This window comes from Bacillus sp. AFS073361 (assembly GCF_002567005.1).
In the GTDB taxonomy this organism is placed as follows: Bacteria; Bacillota; Bacilli; order Bacillales; family Cytobacillaceae; genus Neobacillus.
Genome location: NZ_NUZU01000028.1, coordinates 61,935 through 84,149, shown reverse-complemented (window position 1 = coordinate 84,149; position 22,215 = coordinate 61,935). Strand labels below are relative to the sequence as shown.

The 22,215-nt window shown below is 40.3% G+C and carries 18 protein-coding genes; 4 read left to right on the top strand and 14 right to left on the bottom strand.

What is annotated here, in order from left to right; all coding sequences use genetic code 11:
* Positions 1 to 98: 98 nt before the first annotated feature.
* Genes COJ96_RS13225 through COJ96_RS13200 form a run of 6 tightly spaced genes read right to left on the bottom strand, consistent with a single transcriptional unit; the run spans position 99 to position 6,770 of the window.
* Positions 99 to 1,163: a BtaManbiosPhlase gene (locus tag COJ96_RS13225; protein ID WP_098573973.1), complete on the bottom strand. Its 1,065-nt coding sequence runs from the start codon at positions 1,161 to 1,163 to the stop codon at positions 99 to 101.
* Between the two features lie 27 nt (positions 1,164 to 1,190).
* On the bottom strand, positions 1,191 to 2,135 hold the full coding sequence (locus COJ96_RS13220) for an MTP-1 family protein (protein ID WP_098573972.1): 945 nt from the start codon (positions 2,133 to 2,135) through the stop codon (positions 1,191 to 1,193).
* Positions 2,113 to 3,735 carry a glycoside hydrolase family 13 protein gene (locus COJ96_RS13215; RefSeq protein ID WP_098573971.1) on the bottom strand — a complete coding sequence of 541 codons (1,623 nt, stop codon included), beginning with the start codon at positions 3,733 to 3,735 and terminating at the stop codon, positions 2,113 to 2,115. The genes COJ96_RS13220 and COJ96_RS13215 overlap by 23 nt, the downstream gene beginning before the upstream one ends.
* Before the next feature lie 20 nt (positions 3,736 to 3,755).
* Positions 3,756 to 4,586 (bottom strand): carbohydrate ABC transporter permease, encoded by an 831-nt coding sequence (locus COJ96_RS13210; protein ID WP_098573970.1) that lies wholly within the window; start codon positions 4,584 to 4,586, stop codon positions 3,756 to 3,758.
* Positions 4,573 to 5,451 (bottom strand): carbohydrate ABC transporter permease, encoded by an 879-nt coding sequence (locus COJ96_RS13205; protein WP_098573966.1) that lies wholly within the window; start codon positions 5,449 to 5,451, stop codon positions 4,573 to 4,575. Before COJ96_RS13205 ends, COJ96_RS13210 begins: the two co-directional genes overlap by 14 nt.
* The gene (locus COJ96_RS13200) at positions 5,451 to 6,770 is read right to left on the bottom strand and encodes an extracellular solute-binding protein (RefSeq protein WP_098574092.1); all 1,320 of its coding nucleotides are present in this window, start codon (positions 6,768 to 6,770) and stop codon (positions 5,451 to 5,453) included. The genes COJ96_RS13205 and COJ96_RS13200 overlap by 1 nt, the downstream gene beginning before the upstream one ends.
* A 467-nt stretch (positions 6,771 to 7,237) precedes the next feature.
* Here COJ96_RS13200 and COJ96_RS13195 point away from each other — a divergent pair, with 467 nt between their 5' ends.
* Positions 7,238 to 8,257 carry a LacI family DNA-binding transcriptional regulator gene (locus COJ96_RS13195; RefSeq protein WP_098573964.1) on the top strand — a complete coding sequence of 340 codons (1,020 nt, stop codon included), beginning with the start codon at positions 7,238 to 7,240 and terminating at the stop codon, positions 8,255 to 8,257.
* A gap of 101 nt (positions 8,258 to 8,358) precedes the next feature.
* Here the strand turns inward: COJ96_RS13195 and corA are convergent, their stop codons facing one another.
* Together corA and COJ96_RS13185 are read right to left on the bottom strand one after the other, a co-directional pair.
* Positions 8,359 to 9,306: a magnesium/cobalt transporter CorA gene (gene corA, locus COJ96_RS13190; protein ID WP_098573962.1), complete on the bottom strand. Its 948-nt coding sequence runs from the start codon at positions 9,304 to 9,306 to the stop codon at positions 8,359 to 8,361.
* 171 nt (positions 9,307 to 9,477) lie between these two features.
* Positions 9,478 to 10,260, bottom strand: a complete 783-nt coding sequence (locus COJ96_RS13185; RefSeq protein ID WP_098573960.1) for a phytanoyl-CoA dioxygenase family protein — start codon at positions 10,258 to 10,260, stop codon at positions 9,478 to 9,480.
* 118 nt (positions 10,261 to 10,378) lie between these two features.
* On the opposite strand from COJ96_RS13185, the gene COJ96_RS13180 reads away from it, so the two are divergent.
* A complete protein-coding gene (locus tag COJ96_RS13180) occupies positions 10,379 to 11,275 on the top strand; it encodes a helix-turn-helix transcriptional regulator (protein ID WP_180230109.1) in 897 nt (298 codons plus the stop codon).
* A gap of 138 nt (positions 11,276 to 11,413) precedes the next feature.
* On the opposite strand, the gene COJ96_RS13175 is transcribed toward COJ96_RS13180, so the two are convergent.
* The 4 genes from COJ96_RS13175 to COJ96_RS13160 form a co-directional block, all read right to left on the bottom strand.
* A complete protein-coding gene (locus tag COJ96_RS13175; RefSeq protein ID WP_098573956.1) occupies positions 11,414 to 14,524 on the bottom strand; it encodes an alpha-mannosidase in 3,111 nt (1,036 codons plus the stop codon).
* A gap of 24 nt (positions 14,525 to 14,548) precedes the next feature.
* On the bottom strand, positions 14,549 to 15,313 hold the full coding sequence (locus tag COJ96_RS13170; RefSeq protein ID WP_098574090.1) for a carbohydrate ABC transporter permease: 765 nt from the start codon (positions 15,311 to 15,313) through the stop codon (positions 14,549 to 14,551).
* Between the two features lie 71 nt (positions 15,314 to 15,384).
* Complete coding sequence (locus COJ96_RS13165) at positions 15,385 to 16,305, bottom strand: carbohydrate ABC transporter permease (protein WP_098573954.1); 921 nt, start codon at positions 16,303 to 16,305, stop codon at positions 15,385 to 15,387.
* An 87-nt stretch (positions 16,306 to 16,392) separates the two neighbouring features.
* Positions 16,393 to 17,760 carry an extracellular solute-binding protein gene (locus tag COJ96_RS13160; RefSeq protein WP_180230108.1) on the bottom strand — a complete coding sequence of 456 codons (1,368 nt, stop codon included), beginning with the start codon at positions 17,758 to 17,760 and terminating at the stop codon, positions 16,393 to 16,395.
* A 374-nt stretch (positions 17,761 to 18,134) separates the two neighbouring features.
* On the opposite strand from COJ96_RS13160, the gene COJ96_RS13155 reads away from it, so the two are divergent.
* Positions 18,135 to 19,301, top strand: a complete 1,167-nt coding sequence (locus COJ96_RS13155; RefSeq protein WP_180230107.1) for a GntR family transcriptional regulator — start codon at positions 18,135 to 18,137, stop codon at positions 19,299 to 19,301.
* A gap of 146 nt (positions 19,302 to 19,447) precedes the next feature.
* On the top strand, positions 19,448 to 19,738 hold the full coding sequence (locus COJ96_RS13150) for a c-type cytochrome (protein WP_098573948.1): 291 nt from the start codon (positions 19,448 to 19,450) through the stop codon (positions 19,736 to 19,738).
* Positions 19,739 to 19,798: 60 nt separating this feature from the next.
* Here COJ96_RS13150 and COJ96_RS13145 read toward each other — a convergent pair whose 3' ends face one another.
* Both COJ96_RS13145 and COJ96_RS13140 read right to left on the bottom strand, forming a co-directional pair.
* Positions 19,799 to 20,806 (bottom strand): MupG family TIM beta-alpha barrel fold protein, encoded by a 1,008-nt coding sequence (locus tag COJ96_RS13145; RefSeq protein WP_098573946.1) that lies wholly within the window; start codon positions 20,804 to 20,806, stop codon positions 19,799 to 19,801.
* Entirely contained in the window at positions 20,803 to 22,164 is a 1,362-nt protein-coding gene (locus COJ96_RS13140) for a PTS transporter subunit EIIC (RefSeq protein ID WP_098573944.1), read from the bottom strand. The genes COJ96_RS13145 and COJ96_RS13140 overlap by 4 nt, the downstream gene beginning before the upstream one ends.
* Between the last annotated feature and the right edge of the window lie 51 nt (positions 22,165 to 22,215).

The window sequence follows — 22,215 nt, the reverse complement described above, 5'->3', positions numbered from 1 at the left end:
TTACAGTATTTCCGTTTTATTAGTGAAGCCTCTAGTAGCGTAAAACATAATAAAAAGGCCAAAATCAGTCTCAGGATTTTGGCACTTAATTTTTCAAATTATAAATAAGTTAATGAATCCAAGATTTCTTTTAAGCTTAATTCCGCACATGCCATTGATGTATCAGCAACACCGTAAAACATTTTAACTACATCGCCTTCAACAACTGCACCGCATGAAAAGACTACATTCCCAAAAAACCCTTCTACTTCATAGTCTGCTTCAGGCTCAAGAATCGGTTGGTTGGAGCGTGCAATGACCTTTGTGGGATTTTCTAAATCTAGGAGAACTGCTCCCATACAATAGCGGTGATCCTCAGTTGCACCATGATAAAGCTCCAGCCAGCCTTTTTCTGTCTTAAACGGAACAGCCCCTCCGCCCATACGAGCGCTATCCCACATGCCCTCACGTAAACCTAGTAAATGCTTGTGATTCCCCCAATGCAGGAGATTAGTTGATTCAGCAATCCACATTTCTGGCTCCCCTACACTTTTCGGAACAGGACGGTGGAGTGCGTAATATTTTCCATTAATTTTTTCAGGGAAAATTAAGACATCTTTATTTTCCGGTGCAAAAATCATCCCATGATGTTCAGTAGTTATGAAGTCCTTGGTGGAAACCATCGATTCTCCCACACCAACAGGTGAAACCGCACTAAAATAGATATAATAAGTATCTTCAATCTTAGTAATCCTTGGGTCCTCTATCCCAAATGTTTCTAACTCATTAGAAGGGTAAACGAAAGGATTCTCATCGATGGTGAAATGATGACCGCCATCTTTGCTTCTTGCAATCCGCAAGTAGGCGATAGATGTTAAATAGTCCCATGAATGTACATCCCCGCTTTTTCGAATCACACGTGGATCAGAGAAGTCATACGCAGGATCATCTAAACGGAATTCTAAAATCTCAAGTTCATTTGTTTTGGGATTATAAATGGGCGATTTAATGATATTCGGGTCTTCACTAATTGGTCGTTCAGCGACACGAAGAAGCATGATAATTTCATCCTTATACGTTGTAACACCTGCATTAAAAGCACCGATCACTTCAAAATCAGCTCGATGCGGTTTCACATCTGCTGGAGTAACTAGAGGGTTCTCTTCAAATCTATAAACATTCATTTTAATGACTCCTTTGTTGTATCAGATTTACCGCTCGTATTGTAAAAACGGATCGACAATGGTAATTTTTTGAGCTTCTGCATCACTAATTCCTGCATAAATATCAGCCGTTCCATCGGGTTTTCGAACGAGTCCGCCACTAAAGACGACATCTTCTAAGTCTGGACGCTTCGTTGGACCAGGGAGGAACTGACTTCTAGTTGCGATTAACTCCATATCTGAAAATTCACTTGTTTCTGGATTAAGGGCAAATACCATTGGGTAATAGTGGCGGTTTCCTTCTTCATCAAAGGAGGCAACATGTCCTAATACTCCAACAAGACCATTTGATAAAAGATGCGGCTCGTTGGCTCCGCCCCATTCTTCATCAATGAACTGCCCTTGTAGTAACGGCGCTTCGTTGACCACATCAACAGTCAATTCTTCTAAGGAAGAAATACTAGTCCAGCCAATTTTTCCTCTTCCGCCTTTTTCACCCTGAGGTCTGGTTAATACTCCAATGCTTCCATCCTTTAGTTCGACTAAACGCAGATCTTTCATTCCGTCAGGACCTTTTGTAAATTCTTGCAGGCTTGCAATCGATTGACCTTTATAAAAAACGGTTCTCCAGCCAAGTTGTCCTTCATTCGTTGGATGAGGGAATATTTGAACGCCCCCCACTACTAGCTCTCCTGAGATTCGAGTAAAGAAAGGATCTTGCAATTCCAAGACTGGCGCATTTTCTCTTGGCACCCACTCGCCGTTTCTTTCGACAAAGAAGTATACATTGGAGTGTTCACTGTCACGTGATTCCACTCGTCCGGCAATGACCAACTCTCCCTCATCCTCAAACGGTGCGCTTATATTATAGACATCATTTTCCCCAATGCCGGAGAATACGATTTTTTCCGGATTGGTTGGTTGTGGTTTCGATTTATATTCCTCTAACAGCTGTTCACATGTTTGAGCATTACCTTTCCTTAACAAGGCCATTTCCTATTTCCCCCTTTAGGATCATTGCTTCATTCGCTAAAATTGTTACGGTATTTTCACGATCAAGCCTTGTTCGATGTGTTGAAAGTAACAACTTCATGGAGGCTGCTCCCTCCACTTCAAGTGTTCTTGGTTGATCAGTGAAATTCAAAACAACTAATATTTTTTCAACTGAATCCATTCTGACAAAATAGATCATTCCCTCTTCATTTCGCAAAACTTCATAATCCCCGAACTGCAGCGATGAATGGTCCTTTCGCAGCTTCAGCAATTTTTTATAAAAAGAAAGCATCGATTCTGGATTATTTATTTGGTCTTCAACCGTAACTTTATAGGCATCGTCTGGAACCGTAATCCACGGCAGCCCCTCTGAAAAGCCGACATTGTCCTGTTCATTCCATTGCATCGGGGTACGTGACTTGTCGCGCGATTTTTCATTCGCAACCATTAGGGCTTCTTCAGGTGACTTGCCAGCTTCTAATGCGAGCGTATAGCCCATGATTCCTTGAATATCTTTCATTTTCGATAGGTCGTCTGTAATCCAATCTCTCATCCCGATTTCATCGCCAAAATAGATGAAGGGGACACCCTTTGCCGTCAGCATTAGAGTGGCAACCAGTTTGGCACGATCATTATCGCCGCCAAATCTTGAAATATGCCTGGACATATCATGACTAGAAAAGAATAATGTTGGAATTTGAGTAGAATCATAGATTTTCTCTGTTTCCACTAATTGCCCAAAGAGCCTATCTGTATCAAACTCAGCCATACTCCCGATATTAAAATTAAACACCACATCTAATTTGTTAAGGCCCGAATATTTTTTTAGAACTTCCAAATCCTCGGAACCTACCTCACCAACAAGGAATTTATCTGGATATTGATGAACAAACTCGGCAATTTCCTCAATCGTCGCTATAATTCCTTCTTGGTCTTTATCGTACAAATGAATTTGTTCCTTTTTCTCCCAATCATATGGATTGTCCTGAAGCGAATCATTCACCTTTAAGAAGTTGATGACATCAAGCCGGAAACCATCGATTCCTTTTTCAAGCCAAAATTTCATCACATCAAACATCGCCTGTTTCACTTCAGGGTTGGCCCAGTTTAAATCCACCTGTTCCTTCGCAAAGGCATGGTAGTAATATTGATTCGTCCTCGAATCGTATTCCCAAGCCGGTCCGCCAAAGAATGATTCCCAATTATTCGGCATATCTCTCCAGATATACCAATCACGCTTCGAATCATCCTTAGCGGACTTTGACTCCTGGAACCATGGATGATGAGAAGAAGTGTGATTGAGCACTAAATCGGCGATGACCTTGATCCCACGTTGATGCGCTTCTTGTATAAACATTTCAAAATCCGCCATCGTGCCATAATCCGGATCAATTCCATAATAGTCGGAAATGTCATAGCCATTATCGACCTTTGGTGATGGATAAAACGGAGTCAGCCACAATCCGTCAATCCCCAATTCTTTAAGATAGTCGAGTTTAGAGGTAATCCCCGTAAAGTCGCCGATTCCATCACCATTTCCATCTTTAAAGCTTGACATATAGATTTCATAAAAAGTCGATTGTTTCCACCATTTCACCATCGTACTAAAACTCCTATTAATTACTTAAGTGTAAATTGCATTCCTTCTTGGAACTTTTTCGCAAATAGTAAGAAGATAATAATGATTGGCATGGTTAATAACACCGCTGCCGCGTACATAGGCCCTGGATAGCCGCCATAAGGACCAAACATTTGTGATAAAAGGACGTTTAAAGTTAGCATATTATCGCTCTTCGCGACTAACATATCCCATAACAACTCGGTCCATCTTTCCATAAACAAGAATAAGAAGATAACAGTCGAAATCGACTTCGACATTGGCAGGACGATTTTAAACATGATTTGCAATTCACTCGCCCCATCCAACTTTGCGGCTTCAATAAATGTATCTGGTATCGCCTTAAAGAAGTTGGTATACATAAATACCGCCCATAAGCTGAGGGCTTTTGGTAAAATCATTCCCCAATAAGAGTCATACATGCCGAGTCTTTGAATCACAAGGAACGTAGGGATTAACAAAATAATCGCCGGGAAAAACATTTGAAATAAAATCACGTTATTAACGGTGTCTCTACCTTTAAAAGGAATTTTCGCTAAGGCATACGCAACCATAACACCTGTAACCATCATTAAAAACGTTGATGCACCAGAAACAATAAAACTATTAAAAAACGCATTCAGCCATGGCCTTGGGATGACCGCTTCGCCTCCACCAAGCAGCCATTGATATGATTTCAAGCTGTACTCTGTTGGAATGAGCTTCTTATCTACTTGATCCCAAACAGCAAAGGAATTTAACACCATATAAATATACGGAAAGATCATAATCAGTAAGAGAACAACGGCAATTAGGTAACGAAACAATAATCCGTTTTTCTTAGCTCCACCCATTTCGTTTCCCCCACATTTCTAAGAGTTTTCGAATGATAAATATTGAAATAAACGTTACTACAGACGCAATAATGGCAATCGCTGAAGCATAACCCGCTTGAAGATTCGTGAATGCTCTTGTAAAAATCTCCATTTGCCATGTATTAGTTGCAAAATTTGGTCCTCCACCTGTTAACTGATACACCTCTGTGAAAATACCAAACGTAACACCAATCGATAGGATTAATACTGTAAACAAAGCCGGGTACAGAAGTGGAAAGGTGATCTTCCAAAAACGCTGCCAGCCTGTTACCCCATCAATACTAGCTGCTTCATAAACTTCCTTATCAATACTCTCAAGTCCTGACGTTAAAATCAGTGCATAGTAGCCAGTGAATTTCCAAGCGATAATCATCGCAACGACAAAGAGTGCAGCAAAAGGTGTTCCAAGCCAGTTTATATCTAATCCAAATGAGCCCCTCAAAAATTCATTCACTGGACTGTTGTAAGATAAGATCCCTTTAACGATAAATGACGATACAACCCCTGATGCTAAATAAGGCAGGAAAAAACCAATTAAAAATAGACCTTTAAATTTAGGTAATCCTTGAACGATTAAAGCAACGATAATCGAAGATGCCACAACTAACGGCACAAACAATGCCATAAATTTAAAACTTACAAAAAATGCACTTTGAACCCCTGGACTCTTGAAAGCCTCCATGTAATTTTCCATACCAACGAAACTAAAAGTTGGTGCAATCAAATTCCAATCAGTAAAGGATAAAAACAGTGACCATACCAGTGGAATTAGAAAGAAAACGACCGCATATATAAGATAAGGACTGGCAAATAGCCAGCCCAACCTTCCTTGCTTTGTGCTCATTATTTAAGAGCCCCCTCAATTGCTTCTTGCATGTCCTTCCAGGCAGTTTTCGGATTTTTCTCACCTTTTACCACTGGATTGAAGGCATGTTGACCAATTAAAGTCTGAATATCATTGTATTTTGAATTATCCATCGGCGGGATACCGTTTGGAACTGCGGCTGCATATGGTTGTAATGCTGGATTTTTGTCAAAGAACGCTTTAAACGCATCGTTTGATGTTAAATCATCACGGGCAGGTGGTAAGCTTGTCTTTTCAAGCCATTTCAAATCATTTTCAGGTTTTGAATACACCCACTTAATGAAGTCCATCGCTGCTTTTTGTTGTTCTTTTGTTGCAGACGCGTAAACAACTAGACCTTTTGTATCAGCAAACGTTTTTACATTGGTAGTATCTGTACCATCTGGAACAGGTGGAGGTGTCAATGTATAGGTTTCGTTGAATTTCATTTCCGGGAATTTTTCTTCCCAGTATGGAATAGTCCAAGGACCCACATCGACAAAAATTCCTAAACCACTTTCGAACGGATCTTTTGACTGTCTTGTTAACAGTCCATCAGCTTTACGAAGATCATCCATTAAGCCCAGTACTTGTTCACCAGCTTTTTGATCACCTGTGAATTTTGTTCCCTCAACAAACTTGTTACCATTTGATGCTGCATCATACAACATGAAGAAGTCGAACCATCTTTTCCAAGCTGTTGGATCAGCAAGGTCTGCTTTTGCCCATAAATATTTATCAGGATATTTTGCTTTTAATTTCTTCGCTACATCTAACATTTCGCTATAAGTTTTTGGCGGCTCGTTAAACCCGAGCTCTTTTAAAACATCCAATCTCCAGCCAAATAACATCGCATTTGAGTAAATTGGTAATACGTATTGGTGGCCGTCCGCAAACTCCCAGCCCTTCATCGTATTTTCCATGTTACGGTTTTTCTTTACTTCATCCCATCCATCTAATTCATCTAATGGTACAAGCGCTTTGCTTTCAGATAATTGAGCAGCAAACCCACGGTTGATATTTTCAGACATGGTAGGCGCGCTTTTACCTGCAATCGCAGATTGGATACTTGCCTCAGATGTCGGGCTTTCCTTCATAGGACTTACATTAACTTTGATCTTAGGATTTTCCTTTGTAAACTCTGCTGCAACTTCCTTCCAATATACTTGCTGTGTTGGGTTTGGAGCAGCCCAGAATTCAATTGTTGTTACTCCATCCTTTTTACCTGTTTCTTGCCCTGTGTTATTACCTGTAGAACAGGCTGCAAGGCCAGAAACTGTAAGAGAAGCCGCGAATAAGATTGATGCTACTTTTTTCATTTTCATCTTATATTCCTCCAATGACTAATATCTAATCCAACCTTTTAATAAAAGTAGTAATGCCCTAAACTATAATTACACTATTCAATTAATCACACGTGTTTCTGATGGCGTAACTGCCTTATCTGACAGCGCTATCAACAGCATTCAAAAAAAAGTATACTATTTGTAATCCAAGTCAAAAATTATGGTATTAACCCAAATCCCTCATTTCTCAACAAGCATTGATAGAATTACAAAACAACAAGTAACTATTTAGTCATGTATTTTATCACCTTACAGACGTAATTATTGCACCTTACTTTAATAAAGTCAACAATTAATCACTAAAACCATAAATTTTATAATAAATAACTTACATTTCTGTCATCTACATAACTATTGTAATTTTTATTTTGTAACGTTACAATAAAATTACAAACAATGACAAATTATTATTAAGATATAGATTAAGGGAGATCAAAGAAATGGAAAAAAAAGTGACTATGCAGGATATAGCGGATCGGTTAAATATCTCGAAAAACTCCGTTTCCCAAGCGTTATCTGGAAAGCCGGGAGTTAGTGAAGATACCCGCAGGCTTGTACAAACTACTGCAGATGAATTAGGTTATTCCTATTCTAATAGCAGGAATCAAAAGCAAGTTGAAAAAAAGACACTAAAAAACATCGCTCTAATTGCTTCTGATTATGCATTTTCACTTAAAAGCTTTTTTGGTGAAATTTACTTAAGTGTTGAAAAAGAGCTTAGAGCTCGGGGGATGAATTTGTTTATTGAATCGATAGATAGCGAAGCAATAAATAATTTAACGCTGCCTTCCTTATTAATAAATCACGAAATCGATGGCATTTTAATCCTATCTCATATCAGTACGGACTATATTTCTACGATAATAAATACGGGGATCCCTACTGTTTTAATTGATCATCATGAACCGCACCTAGAAGCTGATTCGATCCTGACCAATAATCGGTTCGGAGCCTACACTGCTGTGGAACATTTAATTCAATTAGGGCATCGTGAAATAGCGTTTGTAGGTAATGTGGACATTTCTCCTAGCTATCAAGAACGATTAGAAGGATACCTGCTAGCTTTAAAAAGATACGGGATAAGCCCTAATGAAGATTTCATATTAACCAACACACAGGAAAATCAGCATGATATCAATTTATTTCTTAACGGTCTTCAAGACATGCCTTCAGCATGGTTTTGTGTGAATGACGGCAAAGGTTTCCTAGTTACATCCATATTGCAGCAAAGAGGTTTCAAAGTACCGGAAGATGCCTCTGTATGCAGCTTTGATAATGGGCAATTGTCACAAATTGCAACCCCTACGATTACAACGATGGATATCGATTTAAATTATTACGGTAAAAAGGCAGTCGAACAACTTTGTTGGAGAATGGAAAACAAAGAAGAACCGTTTCAGGAAATCCTTTTACCAACCAAGTTAATCATAAGAGAGTCCACTGCTAAGAAAAAACAATGATCATCTGAGTGAATTTATAAACAAATACAACCCCGCTGCCACTTTTTTTAGTGATAGCGGGGTTGTTATTTTGAAAGGATAATATTTCTAGATTATTTGCATTACTTTTTAAATAACCAGCCTTTTTTGTAAAACCAAAAAATCATTACTATGACTATTATCACCATAACCCCGAGCGTAATAAAATAGCCGTATTTCCAATGTAACTCTGGTATATTTTCAAAATTCATTCCGTATACGCCCACAATAAATGTAAGTGGCATAAAAATGGTGGTGATCACGGTAAGTGTCATCATAATGGAGTTCATTCGATTGGATTGAACGGACATGTAATTCTCCCTCATATCAGAAGTAACGTCTTGATTAGAAGCAACCATATCTGTTAACTTCATCAAGTGATCATAGATATCGGAAAAATAATGGTGAATTTGCTTTGTGTCCTGAATCCGCTTCGAGTTTATCATCCGGTATAACAAATCTCTCATCGGAATGATCGTTTTCCGCAAACGAATCAGATCTCTGCGAATCTCATAAACCTCTTCGATGATTTTTTTGCTGCTTGCTTCCTTCTCTTCATATTCATTGAGCTTGTCCTCAATTTGATGCAAAATCGGAAAATAGCAATCTACTAATTCATCTATAATGCTATGAAGAATATATAACGGGCCAGCCATTTCCATTTCATTACTTGCGGATAATTTTTGCTTAACCACATCTATCGCCTCTTCCTTTTCCTTATGAAAAGAAACGACATAGTTTTCTCCCACAAAAACATCTATCTCCTCGCACCTTATTGTTTTACTTAATGAATGTAAAACAAAGAATAGGACTCCATCATAATAATTCATATTGGGGCGCTGGATAAAATGCAGACAATCTTCAATCGCCAAGGGATGAAAGTGGAAAAATTCACTTAACAACTTTGTTTCCTCTTCCGTTGGTTCCTCAAAATCCACCCAATAAAATTTGAAACGATCTGACCTTAATTCCTCCAACTTTACATCTTTTATCAACTGGTTATCTTGTGTAATCGCATAGGTAAAAATCATTCATAACCCTCACTTTATTGATTTCAGCCTTTCCAAATTCCACACTCTCTTTTTAACGGTCTATTTAAAAGATATTACCATAAATGTGTTAACGATACTTACACATAAAAAATGAGCTTGGAAAATGTATCTCCCAGCTCATTTATTTCACTGACTAGTTGTATTATATTTTCATTTCACTATTTTCGAGGCAAAATCTGCATGATAATCACGGAAGGTCGGGTTTTCTCCACAGACCATCAAGCCTTGCCCCCAGTTTACGTGTACATCGGCAGTCGGTTTATCGGACGGGTCCCGATATTGGAATAATACGTTTCTCCGCGGCCGGTCACTTCGATTACTATCCGACCCGTGGATCGTTAAATAATTAAAAAACAGAACGTCACCTGCTTCGGCAGGGCACGGGGTCCCTATGGAAATCGGATATTCCTTATGATTTAAGTAGTGACGGCCTACATGTGAAACGGGACCTTCTTGATGAGATTTTGGAATGACCCTCAGGCATCCGTTTTCCAAGTCTGCATCATCAAGATGAACACTAGCAGCCAACATAGTATGACTTTCGTGAGGAAAATAAGGATGATCCTGATGCATGGGAAAAGCTGCTCCCTTTTCAGGTGGCTTAACCAGCATTTTGGAGTGATGTAACTGCACATTCGGTCCGATCAGCTTTTGCAAAATAGACACCATATTGGGATGGATTACCGCTCTAGAAAAGGCTGCATCATGATAATGAACATCATGAAATCCTTTTAACACCAGTTTTTTTAACTCGTTCGCTGGGATGTACTCCCCTTGCCATGCATGATTTCGATCATGTTTTGTATTGGCTGCACGTTGAATAATCCGTTCTACTGCGGTTTTCATTCTCTCTACTTCCTCTTTTGAAAAAACTCCTTTAACAAGCAAGTATCCATTTTCTTGGTAAAATTCAGCTTCCTTTAAAGTAATCATTCTTTTTCCTCCTTTAAGGTTGATCATATAATTGTTATAATTTTAAGAAAATAATGGGTTTCTGTCTTTATCCAAATAGGCTGTTTTTTTGTCTTTTGAAGACATCGGAGGGATGTTTTTGATCGTTCAATCATGTAAACACAGTGAAGGAAGTTTAAATCAATATGCCCTGGGGCCGCTTGGAGAAGAAATTGCCTTTAAGGTGAATTACTGGGGGGTGAACCCAAAGCATTTCAACAATCCCGTACATAGGCATTCCTTTTATGAAGTGTGTTATGTACTAAGTGGAGAAGGACTTTATAAAGACTTGGATGACCAATTTCGGTTAAAGAAAGGGACATTATTTTTATCTCGTCCGAACATTCATCATCAAATTCTAAGTGAAACAGGACTGTTTCTTGTATTTGTCGCATTTGAGATTTTACATGAAAAATCAATGGATGAGGCCAGTCACAGGTTTAATCAACTGGCGAGAACCAATAGGATTTGTATCAGTGAGGCAGATGATTCTCCAACGGCCTTAATCTGGAGGGCATTAGTAGATTATACGTCAAACGGGAGCGGCGACGATTTCAATATAATTACTAGTATGGCACACACACTCATACTGTCCTTTCACTCTTTGTTTTCCGAAGCAAATCAGCGAAACCGCAGTCCTGAAAAAATCTTTTCGAATAGTTCTCCTACACACTTGTATCAAGCAAAATTGTTTATCCGCGATAATTTATCAGAATCCTTGAAGCTAGAGGATGTCGCCGACTATCTTCACATTTCTAGTCGTCATTTATCGAGGCTCTTTTCTAATGAATTGTGTGAAAGTTTCTCCCATTATATTCGCAAGGAAAGGGTACGCGAAGCAGCTCGCCTGCTTGAAATGACAAGCACTCCAATTAAAGAAATCGCTGATGTTACCGGCTTTGGATCCGTGCATTACTTTACACGCGTATTTACTACGATGATGAACTCTTCACCTGCCAGGTATCGAAATGATTACTTGAAAAAGAGAAAAGACTGAAATCAATTGAATTGATTTCAGTCTTTTCTAGATATGGTCCTTTATACTGTATTATTAATGCGATTTCAATTTTAATGTAGAACAACAGTCAACTAACTTTGACTAGTTGACTGTTTGATTAATGGCACTGCTTTTATCCTATCTTAACTTAACGATAAATGTCTTAAGTTCGTATGGTTTAATTTCAAACGCAAAAGACTCATTTCCTCGTACTTCGGAAGTACTTCTTTCCATTAAATCGCATTCCTGCCAGGAATCAATATGGAAATCACTAGTTACTTCGACTGTTCCTCTTGCACCAGCAAATTCATGCAACCGGACAATGAGATGGTCACCATTTTCTGCTTTTTTAACAGCGTCAACCATCACATTCGGAGCAGTCACATTGAAAAGTGATATACATTCTGTCTGGCCTTCTCCGTAGGTTAATGGATTATTGAGCTCCCACGCATGCTGTACAGTATTTCCTTCATACCAGCTTCCAGTATGGGGAAGCAAGGAATACGTAAACAAATGTTCACCTTGGTCTGCTTCTATATCCGGATAAGTAGCCGATTTTAATAAGGTAAGGCGCATGACATTATCCTTAATGTCGTGTCCGTATTTGCAATCGTTCAATATGCTCACACCATAATCTCTTTCAGATAGATCGGCCCACTGATGGCCGACTGTTTCAAACCGAGCGTAATCCCAGCTTGTATTCCAATGCGTTGGACGCTTTACATTTCCATACTGAATATCGTATGTCGCCTCCGTTGCCCGAATTTCGACAGGGAATGCTACCTTCAACAGTTGGTTTTGATCATGCCAATCAATTTTTGTTTCAAAATCGATACGCGGATTGTTCGCATACAAAGTCATTTTCTGATTGATGACCGAGTTCGAATAGGCCCATATAAACTCAACTACACATCGGATTGGACCATTTTCAATGACTTTCGATCCCTTCAAAGTCGAGATCTCTTTCATCTTTTCTTGATAATAAAGATCGATATCCCATGCATCAAATTGCATTGGTTTATCCTCAAATACCTGGAATACATTTCCTCGTGCGTTAGGAGCTAAAACTTCCCTTTTATTTTTCCTGTCATATAGTCTCGTCAGCTGACCACTATCATTCCATGAAATCTCATAATAGTTGGAAGTAACACTATTTCCAGAAACATGGAAAGGTGAAGCTGTCACATTCATTCCCTGTTCATAATAAACGGAGCTTTTTCCGAGGGAAGGAACTTCATCAACTTTGACTAGCCATTCTCCATCGGCTGTTTGCTGGGCCTCCAATACCTCTCCGGTCTCTTTCTTCCACACTAATTCTCCAGTCGTGTTCGTGTTGATTTTTACGGTATCATTTCGTTTCCACGAAGAGGAATTATAAATCGAATACATATGCTTGCCATGATTTACGGCTAAAGACTGTGAAGCCTCCTTCCGGGCATTAACCGCAAGCTCATACGCTTCAGCATATTCCAGTTTGCTGTCTTCATAAACCTCGTGAATGGATGATCCCGGAATGATGTCGTGGAACTGATTGCGCAGCACGATCTTCCAACTTTCTTCCAAGTCTTGTGTTGGATATGCTGACCATGAACCTGAAAGTACACTATTTAAGGTGTTCAGCCATTCTGTTTCACGAAGAAGCAGCTCCATTTTACGGTTCATCCGTTTATTATACGCCTGAGATGTATAGGTTCCGCGGTGATACTCCAGATATAATTCTCCATCCCACGTGTGAACATACTGATCAGTATTGTCTACAGTCTCATGCAGGCGTTTAAAAAATTCATCCGCTCTGCCTGTCTTAACAGCTGGGATGCCCGGCATCTTATCTAATTTTCTTCTCATCTCTAACATTTCACGATTTACACCGCCGCCGCCATCTCCATAGCCATAGGAAATGAGCAACTCCTGGTTCACAGCTTTATCGCGATACGCTTCCCAAACCCCTTTTACCGAACGGGGAGTAATCTGTCCGTTGTATGTATAGAACCAGCGGTCATCCTCAGGGGTAGTGATAAAATGAGTTAAAATTTCTGTTCCATCGATCCCTCTCCATTTAAAGGTGTCATGCGGCATTCTATTAAACTGGCTCCAGCTAATTTTAGTAGTCATAAAGGTTTTTATGCCGGATTTCACTAAAATTTGCGGAAGTGCCCAGCTATATCCAAAAACATCTGGAAGCCACAAATATTCGCATTCCTTCCCATAGTTTTCGCGGAAGAATTTAGTACCCAGCAACAATTGACGGACAAGTGATTCCCCCGATGTCAGATTGCAGTCTGCTTCCAGCCACATTCCACCTTCTGTTTCCCAACGGCCTTCTTGAACTCTTCCTTCAATTTGTTTAAAAATCTCCGGGTAATCTTTTTTAATATAATCATATAATTGAGGCTGTGTTTGTAAAAAAACGTAATCTGGGTATTGCTCCATTAAACGAAGAACGGTAGAAAAAGAGCGTGCGGCTTTTTCTCTAGTATGTTTCAGCCTCCATAACCAGGCCACATCAATGTGAGTGTGTCCGATGGCCGTTACGGTAACAGGATAATTTTTCGGAATTCGTTCGATTTCTTCATTTAAGGTCGTTTGTGCTTGATAAAGGGAATCATAGAAGCCCTCTGAACCAGGAACAGACCAATCGATCTTCAGGAAAGCCCTGTCTAAGGCTTTTAGCAGGGTTTGCCTTTCAGGCTGATTTTCCTGTAGATACTCGATCGTCGCTAGTGCAGCCCTAGCTGTGTAATACAGATCATCTACCTTTTCATCCAGACAGGCGATAAAGGCCGTTTTCAACTGGTGTTCCTGCAGCGTTGGCTTCCCTCCGCCTTCGAGCCCTGACCACAGCCGGAAGCACATTTCAATGGTCGTCCCTGCCAGACTTCTATCTAAAAATACCTCTTGATGGTTCATGTCTACTCCCTGATAAGGCTCCCCGTTTACATACAGCAGTGACTCAAACCCTGAATTATGACCGCCGCCTGTTTTTCCAAAATCAAAAACACCAACAATTTTTTGTTGTTCCCAATTTTCAGGAATTGGGATGAGTGTTTTAAGCCAAATGTACTTATCGCGTCCTTCCCATCTTTCCCGTATATTCATTGTTCTCCATGGCCCGTCTTCGGGTGGCCGTTGCGAAACCTTGCCCTCATCATCGTCTTGAGCTTGTAATGATGCCACTGGCTGAACATTTCTATACCGATAGGAATCTAGTTCCTCTATCCGTCTTTCCAACTTTTCAATAGTCCAAAACATATCAAACGCTCCTCTAAATAATGATTATCCTTTGGAGGCTCCACCTAAGCTGAAGCCTTGGGACATAAAACGTTGTGAAAACATATACAAGATGACTGAAGGCATCGTATAAATCAGCGAGAAAGCAGCAAGTTTTCCGTATTCAATCATTCCAAAGTTACCAAAAAATTGAAAAATAGTTACGGAAGCAGGAAATTTATCCGGGGTCTGGATTAAGATGTACGGCACGAAAAAGTTCCCCCAACTTCCGGAAAAGGTAAAGATGGCGACCGTGCAAATGCCAGGAATCATTAATGGGGCAACCACTTTCCTTAATCCTGCCCAGACGGATGCTCCATCGATCCACGCAGACTCTTCCAATTCCAATGGAACAGAATCCATAAAATTTTTCATCATCCAAATCGCATAGGGCAGCCCGGATGCAGTCAAAAACAAAATGGTCCCGATGAGAGAATCCTGCATGTTGATATAAATAAAGAGTTGATAGACAGGCACCATTACCGCAGTAATCGGCAAAGCGGTCATAAACAAAATGGTATACATAAATGGCTTTTTAAACTTCAAGGCATAACGTGAAAGTGGATACGCTGCCATAACGGCAACAACTACAACTAGCACTGCCTGTCCTAATGAGATAAACAGTCCAATTCCAAAGGAACGAAGATTGGCAGGATCCGCCAAGATTGACGTAAAGTTGTTTACCGTAAAGGAGCTGGGCATTTTTAAAGCTTGCTGGGCATTTGGATCGAAGGATGCAAACAACACCCACAAAAGCGGTAAAAGAAACATGATTCCAAGAACTGTTAAAATAATGTATGGAACCAGTTTTTCAGTTTTATAATGGTTCACAGTAACTCCTCCTAAAGATTGACCTTCATAGAACGGATATAAATCAAGCTTGCACCGATACCGATGACGAGCAGGATGAGTGAAATCGCCGTTCCATAACCAAGTTGATAATTGACGAATGCCTGGTTGTACATAAAAATAGGAAGAGTTTGTGTTGATGTTCCAGGCCCTCCGCCTGTCATAGAAAAAATCAAGGTAAAAACACCTAATGTTTGCAAGGTTACCAGAACCATATTGGTAACGATTGATCCTTTAACCATCGGCAGTACAATGCGGAACATGACTTGAAAACGAGAGGCTCCATCCATCATAGCTGCCTCTTCCACACTTTTCGGAACATCATCTAAGGCTGCTTGGAAAACGAGCATCGAAAAGGCCGTTCCGTGCCAAATATTCGCAACGACTACGCTAACCATCGGAAAGGTGTATAACCACGTAACCGGCTTTAAGCCTATATGCTGCAAAATTAAATTTAAGGTTCCGTTATCACTTAAGAATGCTACCCAGCAAAAAGCTACCACAATTTCAGGGGTTACCCAGCCGGCAAGAACAATGATGCCGATGATTCGACGAAACGTTTTGTTTTTCTCCTTCATAAGGACAGCCAAAATGAACCCTAAAACCTGCTGGCCAATAACGGCAGAAAAAAGCAAGAACACGATGGTTTTTACAACACTGATTCGGAAATTGGGATCTTCAAACATGGATAAAAAGTTTTGAAATCCGATAAACTGAATTTCCTTAGCCTCTGTTCCTGTTAACGCAAGATTCGTAAACGCAAAATAAAAAGTTAGTAATATAGGTCCAACAAAAAAGACAAGCAATAGGATCCATGCCGGCAATAAGAAGAGAACCGATTTTACAAGAGTATGATCCTTTCTCTTCTTCTCTTTTATGGCGACTGTTGGTGATACAACCGTATTTGTATTCATTTCACACCCCGGTCGATTATATTTAAAACAAAGGTTACCTTTTACAAAGAACAAAAAGGTAACCTTTATTTTACTTTTTGTGGATGATTATTTTTCAATCACATTGTCTTGACCGACAATTTTTGTCACATTTTTCTGATATTCCTTTGCAGCCTGCTCTGGAGTTAATTTTTCTGTTACAACGTCCTCGACAAGTGATTGAATTTGTGTGGATACAGTTGGATATTTATCAACGGCAGGACGGAATTGAGCAAATTTCAAAAATTCAGTCGCTTCCTTAAACATCGGAATTTCCTGATACGACTTCTCTTGTGCAACATCATCACGCGTTGTCAAATTTCTTTCTTTTGTTAGAAGTGACAGAGTGTGTTCCTTGCTTGAGGCAAATTCAATAAATTCCCATGCTTCATCTTTATGCTTTGAATTGTTTGGAATAGAGAGTGCCCATCCGCCGGACATCGTGATGGTTCCAGGCGCTTCCCCATTTTGGGTTGGCATCGCGGCAAATCCTAACGTCGTAAAGGCTTCAGGCCAAGGTACTGCGCCAGTCTCACCCCAGGTACCTGTCTGCCAGATTCCGTCTAAGCCAATGGCCAGCTTGCCTTTAGGCATTAATTGCTGATAGGCCACAGCACCTGCCTGTCCATTTAATACTTGAGAAAGATTTGGACCAAGCTTTTCCTTATAAATCGTATCTATAAATTTGAAGGTATCCGTAAGTCCTTGGCTCTTTACAATCCATTTTTTCGAATCGTTATCATAAAGAGGAGTTTTCGTTCCATAAAGCAACATTTCAAATGTTTGCATCGATGTTGCTTCCCCTGTTGCTTTTCCGGAGTTCATCCAAAACGGTGTCACATCAGGAAGCTTGTCTTTTATGGTTCTTGCGGCCTGCAGGATATCATCCCATGACTTAGGCTCCCACGGAACTGGAAGGCCCGCTTTCGTGAATAGATCCTTGTTATACCAAAGTCCTCGGGAGTCTGTGTTAAAAGGCACCCCATAAATCTTTCCGTCCTGCGCAATAACACCTTGCTTAACATTTTCGGTATAGTTGCTCCAATCACTCCAACCCTCGATCTTATCATCAAGCGGTGTCAAATAACCGGCGCTCGCATCTGAATTCACCATAAAGGTATCCTCTGTTACGATATCAGGCGCTGTATTTTTGGATTTCAGCATTAAGGCAATTTTCGCAAAGTAATCCCCTTCCGAGACATTTAATGGTGCCAGCTGAATGTCTATTTTGGGGTTGTTCTTTTCATATTCCGGGATAATTTCTTTATTGAGCCAATCTGTAAACCCTTTGTTCGTTCCTCCACCAGATCGATATGTAATTTTAATGACTTCTTTATTACTGTCTTTTGTCGAAGCGCTTTGATTCGAGCATGCTGCACTCAACAATACACTTCCAGTGATAAGGGAAACAACTGCTAATCGCTTATACTTCTTCATTTTCATACACTCTCACCCATTCTCTCATTTATTGTTTTGAGCAAAAGAAAACGATTTCATAATTGAATATAAAAATGATGCCAATGCCCCAACCTAATTCATTCCTCCCTTGCCTTAATTTTCTAACTTTATATGTTGATAGGATAATTGATATATTTATATTAAGTCAATATATTTTTTGAATATTTACTATATTCTTAATAAAAAATGATATAAAAGTACTATAATTCGGTCATATCTTTTAATGATTTTCTTTCTTTTCCTAGAAAACGGACTAGTTGAACCGCCATAAAATTATATATTTTTTAATGCATTGTAATGAGTTGTATTATATAATATATTTAATATATCATTTGAACGAAATGAGGATTAACATGGAAATTCCATTATATGAAAAAATCTATATTAATTTATTAAATCAGATCGAGAACGGTAAAATACAACCAGGGGATCAAGTTCCCACAGAGAGAGAACTAGCGGACCAATTTCAAGTCAGTAGAATCACTTCGAAAAAGGCGCTTGATAAATTGGTGCAAATTGGGGCAATCGAGCGCATTAGAGGCAAAGGTTCCTATGTTTCTATGACCCTTCCTGATTTTGGAACAGTTGATTCAAAGAATCAGCTGGAACAAAGGGAACATCAGGATCAAGACGTGAATGGATTGATTGGTCTGATTATACCTGAGTTCTTTTCCGATAGTTTTGGAAGGATAATGCTGAATAATATTGAGAAACGCTGCTCTGAATTGAAGTTTAACCTGTTGGTCAAGTTGACATATGGCAGCCAAGAACAAGAAGAAGAAGCCATTCATTCCATGATTCAGCAGGGGGTAAAAGGGATTATTATTTGTCCAGTCCACGGGCAGCATTACACAGCAAACTTATTACGACTGGTACTTGAGGGATTTCCACTCGTCTTAATTGACAGATATTTAAAAGGAATTCAAGCTTGTGCCGTTTATACAAACAATAAGACAGCGACTCAGGAATTAACAGAGTTTTTGTTTTCCAAAGGACATAAGCATATTGCGTTTGTTTCCCCGCCAGAAGAATACACCTCATCAATCGAAGAGAGAATTCAAGGATTTATGACGGCATATTCGCAGAGGGAAATGGGAGTTAGTCCAAATTATTTATTAACGGATATTTTCTGTACCTTGCCGACATTTAGGCAATCAGAGCAGGTTTTTGAGGATGAGATGAAACTGCAGAAGTTTATCGAGGAAAATCCACAGGTGACCGCATTCATTGCTTGTGAGTATGAAATAGCATGTGTACTAGCCCAAGTACTTAAATCACTTGGAAAATCGGTTCCTAAAGATTATGCCATTGCTTGTTTCGACCATCCCGGACGGCTGTATAACGCTATGGTTTTCACTCACATTCAACAAGATGAAGAATTTATTGGCATAAAAACAGTAGATTTACTTTTTAAACAAATTCAAGGTGAGAAAGTACCAATACAAAATATGATAGATTTCAAATTGGTTGAAGGTAATAGCGTATCAAATATAACCCTGCCTGCCCACGTTCGTTCCTAAGATGTGATTAGCTGTTTATTGAACACTCCATATGTCCTTTATAGCGCGAAGTTTACATTTTTGTTCATATTTGAGGTGAAATTTCGCATCCAAACTCTATTAAGATAGTTATAAAGAACAATTATAATGTGTTTGGAGGAAACATCGTGAGTCGACTGTGGGTGGCTGTAGTGTTGGCGCTTATATTAGTAACGGGCTGTTCATCAACTAAATCCAGTACAGCAATGGATGGGGAAGAAATCTATAAAGAAAGTTGTGCCGCTTGTCACGGCGATCAATTACAAGGAGCTGTTGGCCCGGGTTTAACAAATATGAAAGGTAAATATTCTGAAGCGGAAGTTCTGAAGATTGTCAACGAAGGCACGAAAAAAATGCCTGGAAATCTATTAGATGCGGAAAAATCAGAGATTGTAACAAAATGGCTGATGGAAAATTAGTTACTACTAGCCGCAGCTACAAAAAAACCAAGGGGCTCCCTTGGTTTTTTGACTTTTATATCATACCCGAATCAGCTTGACAAGCTGCCCTGGCTGCAGTAAGGAAAGGAGCGGCAAGTCCTCCTCCACAACCCTTCCGACCACATTGACTCGCTCATCGGCCGGGAGGTCATGAAGCGTGATTTGTACCTCCCCGCGATAGCGTCCATAGAGATCATTATCTCGAGTAATCGTCCCCAGCGGCCGCTCAACCGTATTCCGAGCGGCGACTGATTCAGAACTTCTCGTATCCATAAGCCTTAGAACATCACGGGAAAAATCAGGGCGGAGCCGGAACTCACCTTCCTGGAAGCCTTCAACTCGGATCGAAACACGATGATGGCAGTCAAAATCGTTTAATTTTTGAAGAAGGTCCTCACTTACCTCCGGATCACCAATGTAAACATCCTCCACACCCGCGCGGAACAACTCCAGCGCAGCCCGATACGGATCAACTTCGCGATGCTCTTCCAAGGTTGGCAGCCCTTCATACAACGGGCCGCGTTTCTCACCATCACCTGGAATATACGCGCTTACCGGAATACCATACCTTTTAAAAAGCTCATTTTGCTCCTGAAAAAACGAATCCGATAATCCCGTTTCACGCCTTGGGTAGAAATTATGCCATGCCAGCAGCTGACTAGCCTCTAACCCGCCTTCTAACAGCGCCCGCACATCTTCCTCAAACAAAATGCTCGCATTAAGCGCGAGTTTGAATTCCTTCGCCAGACTCAAAATCGTCTCATTCGCAAAAAAGTCATCCAACCGCAAACCGATAACCCCTAAGGATTTTAACGAAAATAAACTATCCAATCCTAAATGGGCAGGCGTTCGTGCCGATACATCTGCATACACCTCGATACCAGCCTCTTTTGCTGCCTCAAGCAACTCACACGCACGGCCTGCTAAATCCCCAGACTCTTCTGGGATGTGAAGCGACGTAAATGCCCGCCTCACACCCATTTTCCCAGCAAATCTAATCCGCTCTTCTGCTAAAGGATCATTTAAATAAAAACTAATACCGATCAATCAAACTCACCGGCCATATCATCATTGAAGCCGAATAAATAGGTGAACAAGAACCCAGCTCCATAAGAAATTAATACACCAAGCAGATACAGCAGGACTTGCCCAGTTACGACTAAAAATGCCAGCGGTAAACCAGAAACCCCAACCGCGATAGTTGCCACATGGAAGACAGCCTGGAACGCACCGCCGACACCTGCACCTAAGCAGGCAGTTAAGAATGGACGGCCTAATGGTAAGGTCACACCGAAAATCAGGGGTTCACCAATACCAAGAATTCCTGCAGGAAGACCCCCGCCAATCGCTCTTTTTAAGCGAGTTTTCTTCGTCTTAGCGTAAATCGCAAATGCAGCCCCGACTTGTGCCGCACCACCCATCGCCAAGATTGGCAGAAGCGGGTCATTTCCAAGTGTATTAATTAACTCCAAGTGAATCGGTGTTAATCCTTGATGTAAACCAGTGACAACGAGCGGCAGGAAGGTGGCCCCAAGGACAAATCCAGCCACTACACCACCCACATCAAGCAGTGACGTTAATCCTTTTGTAATCGCATCTGACACAAAACCACCCAACGGCATAAAGACAAGATAAGTAACAATACCAGTAACCAATAAAGCAACCGTTGGTGTGATAAATAGATCAAGCGATTGTGGAACATAACGACGAACTCGTTTTTCAACTAGAGCAATAAAGATGGCGGCAAATAAAACTCCGATTAAACCGCCGCGTCCCGGAAGTAAAGCAGTATCAAACAATTTGATTCCTGCAACCGCAGGGTTAATGATTAAAATACCAGCAATCGCCCCGAGTGCGGGTGAACCACCGAATTCTTTCGCTGCGTTGGTACCAACTAAAATGCCAAGGTAACCAAATAAACCGCTGCCAATAACCGATAAAATAGTCGCCAGTTGGGAATCTGCTGCTAACCATCCCGCTTGAACGATTGCTTTTGTAATCCCGGTAATCAATCCGGAGGCAACAAGTGCAGGGATTAACGGGATGAAAATACTAGAGATTTTTCGTAAAAACAGTTTAAACGGTGTCGCATTCTTTTTGTTGATTTCCGCCTTTTTGCTGGCCGCCTTTTCTTTCAAATCGATTCCGCCAGCGGCTTCTATTAATTTACCAAACTCTTCTGTGACTCTATTTACTTTTCCAGGTCCAAGAATAATTTGGAGGGTTTCCTCCTCTACTACGCCCATGACTCCGTCTATTTTCTTAATGGCCGCTTGGTTGACAAGTGCGTCATCCTTTGGTGTCACACGAAGTCTTGTCATACAATGCGTGTAATTGCTAATATTCGCCGGGCCGCCTAGTTGTTCAAGAATCTTTTCTGCTAAAATTTTATTCTCTCCAGCCATGCTCGTTCCCCTTCTCTCCGTTGATTATTTTTTTAAGTGAACTTATTTCCT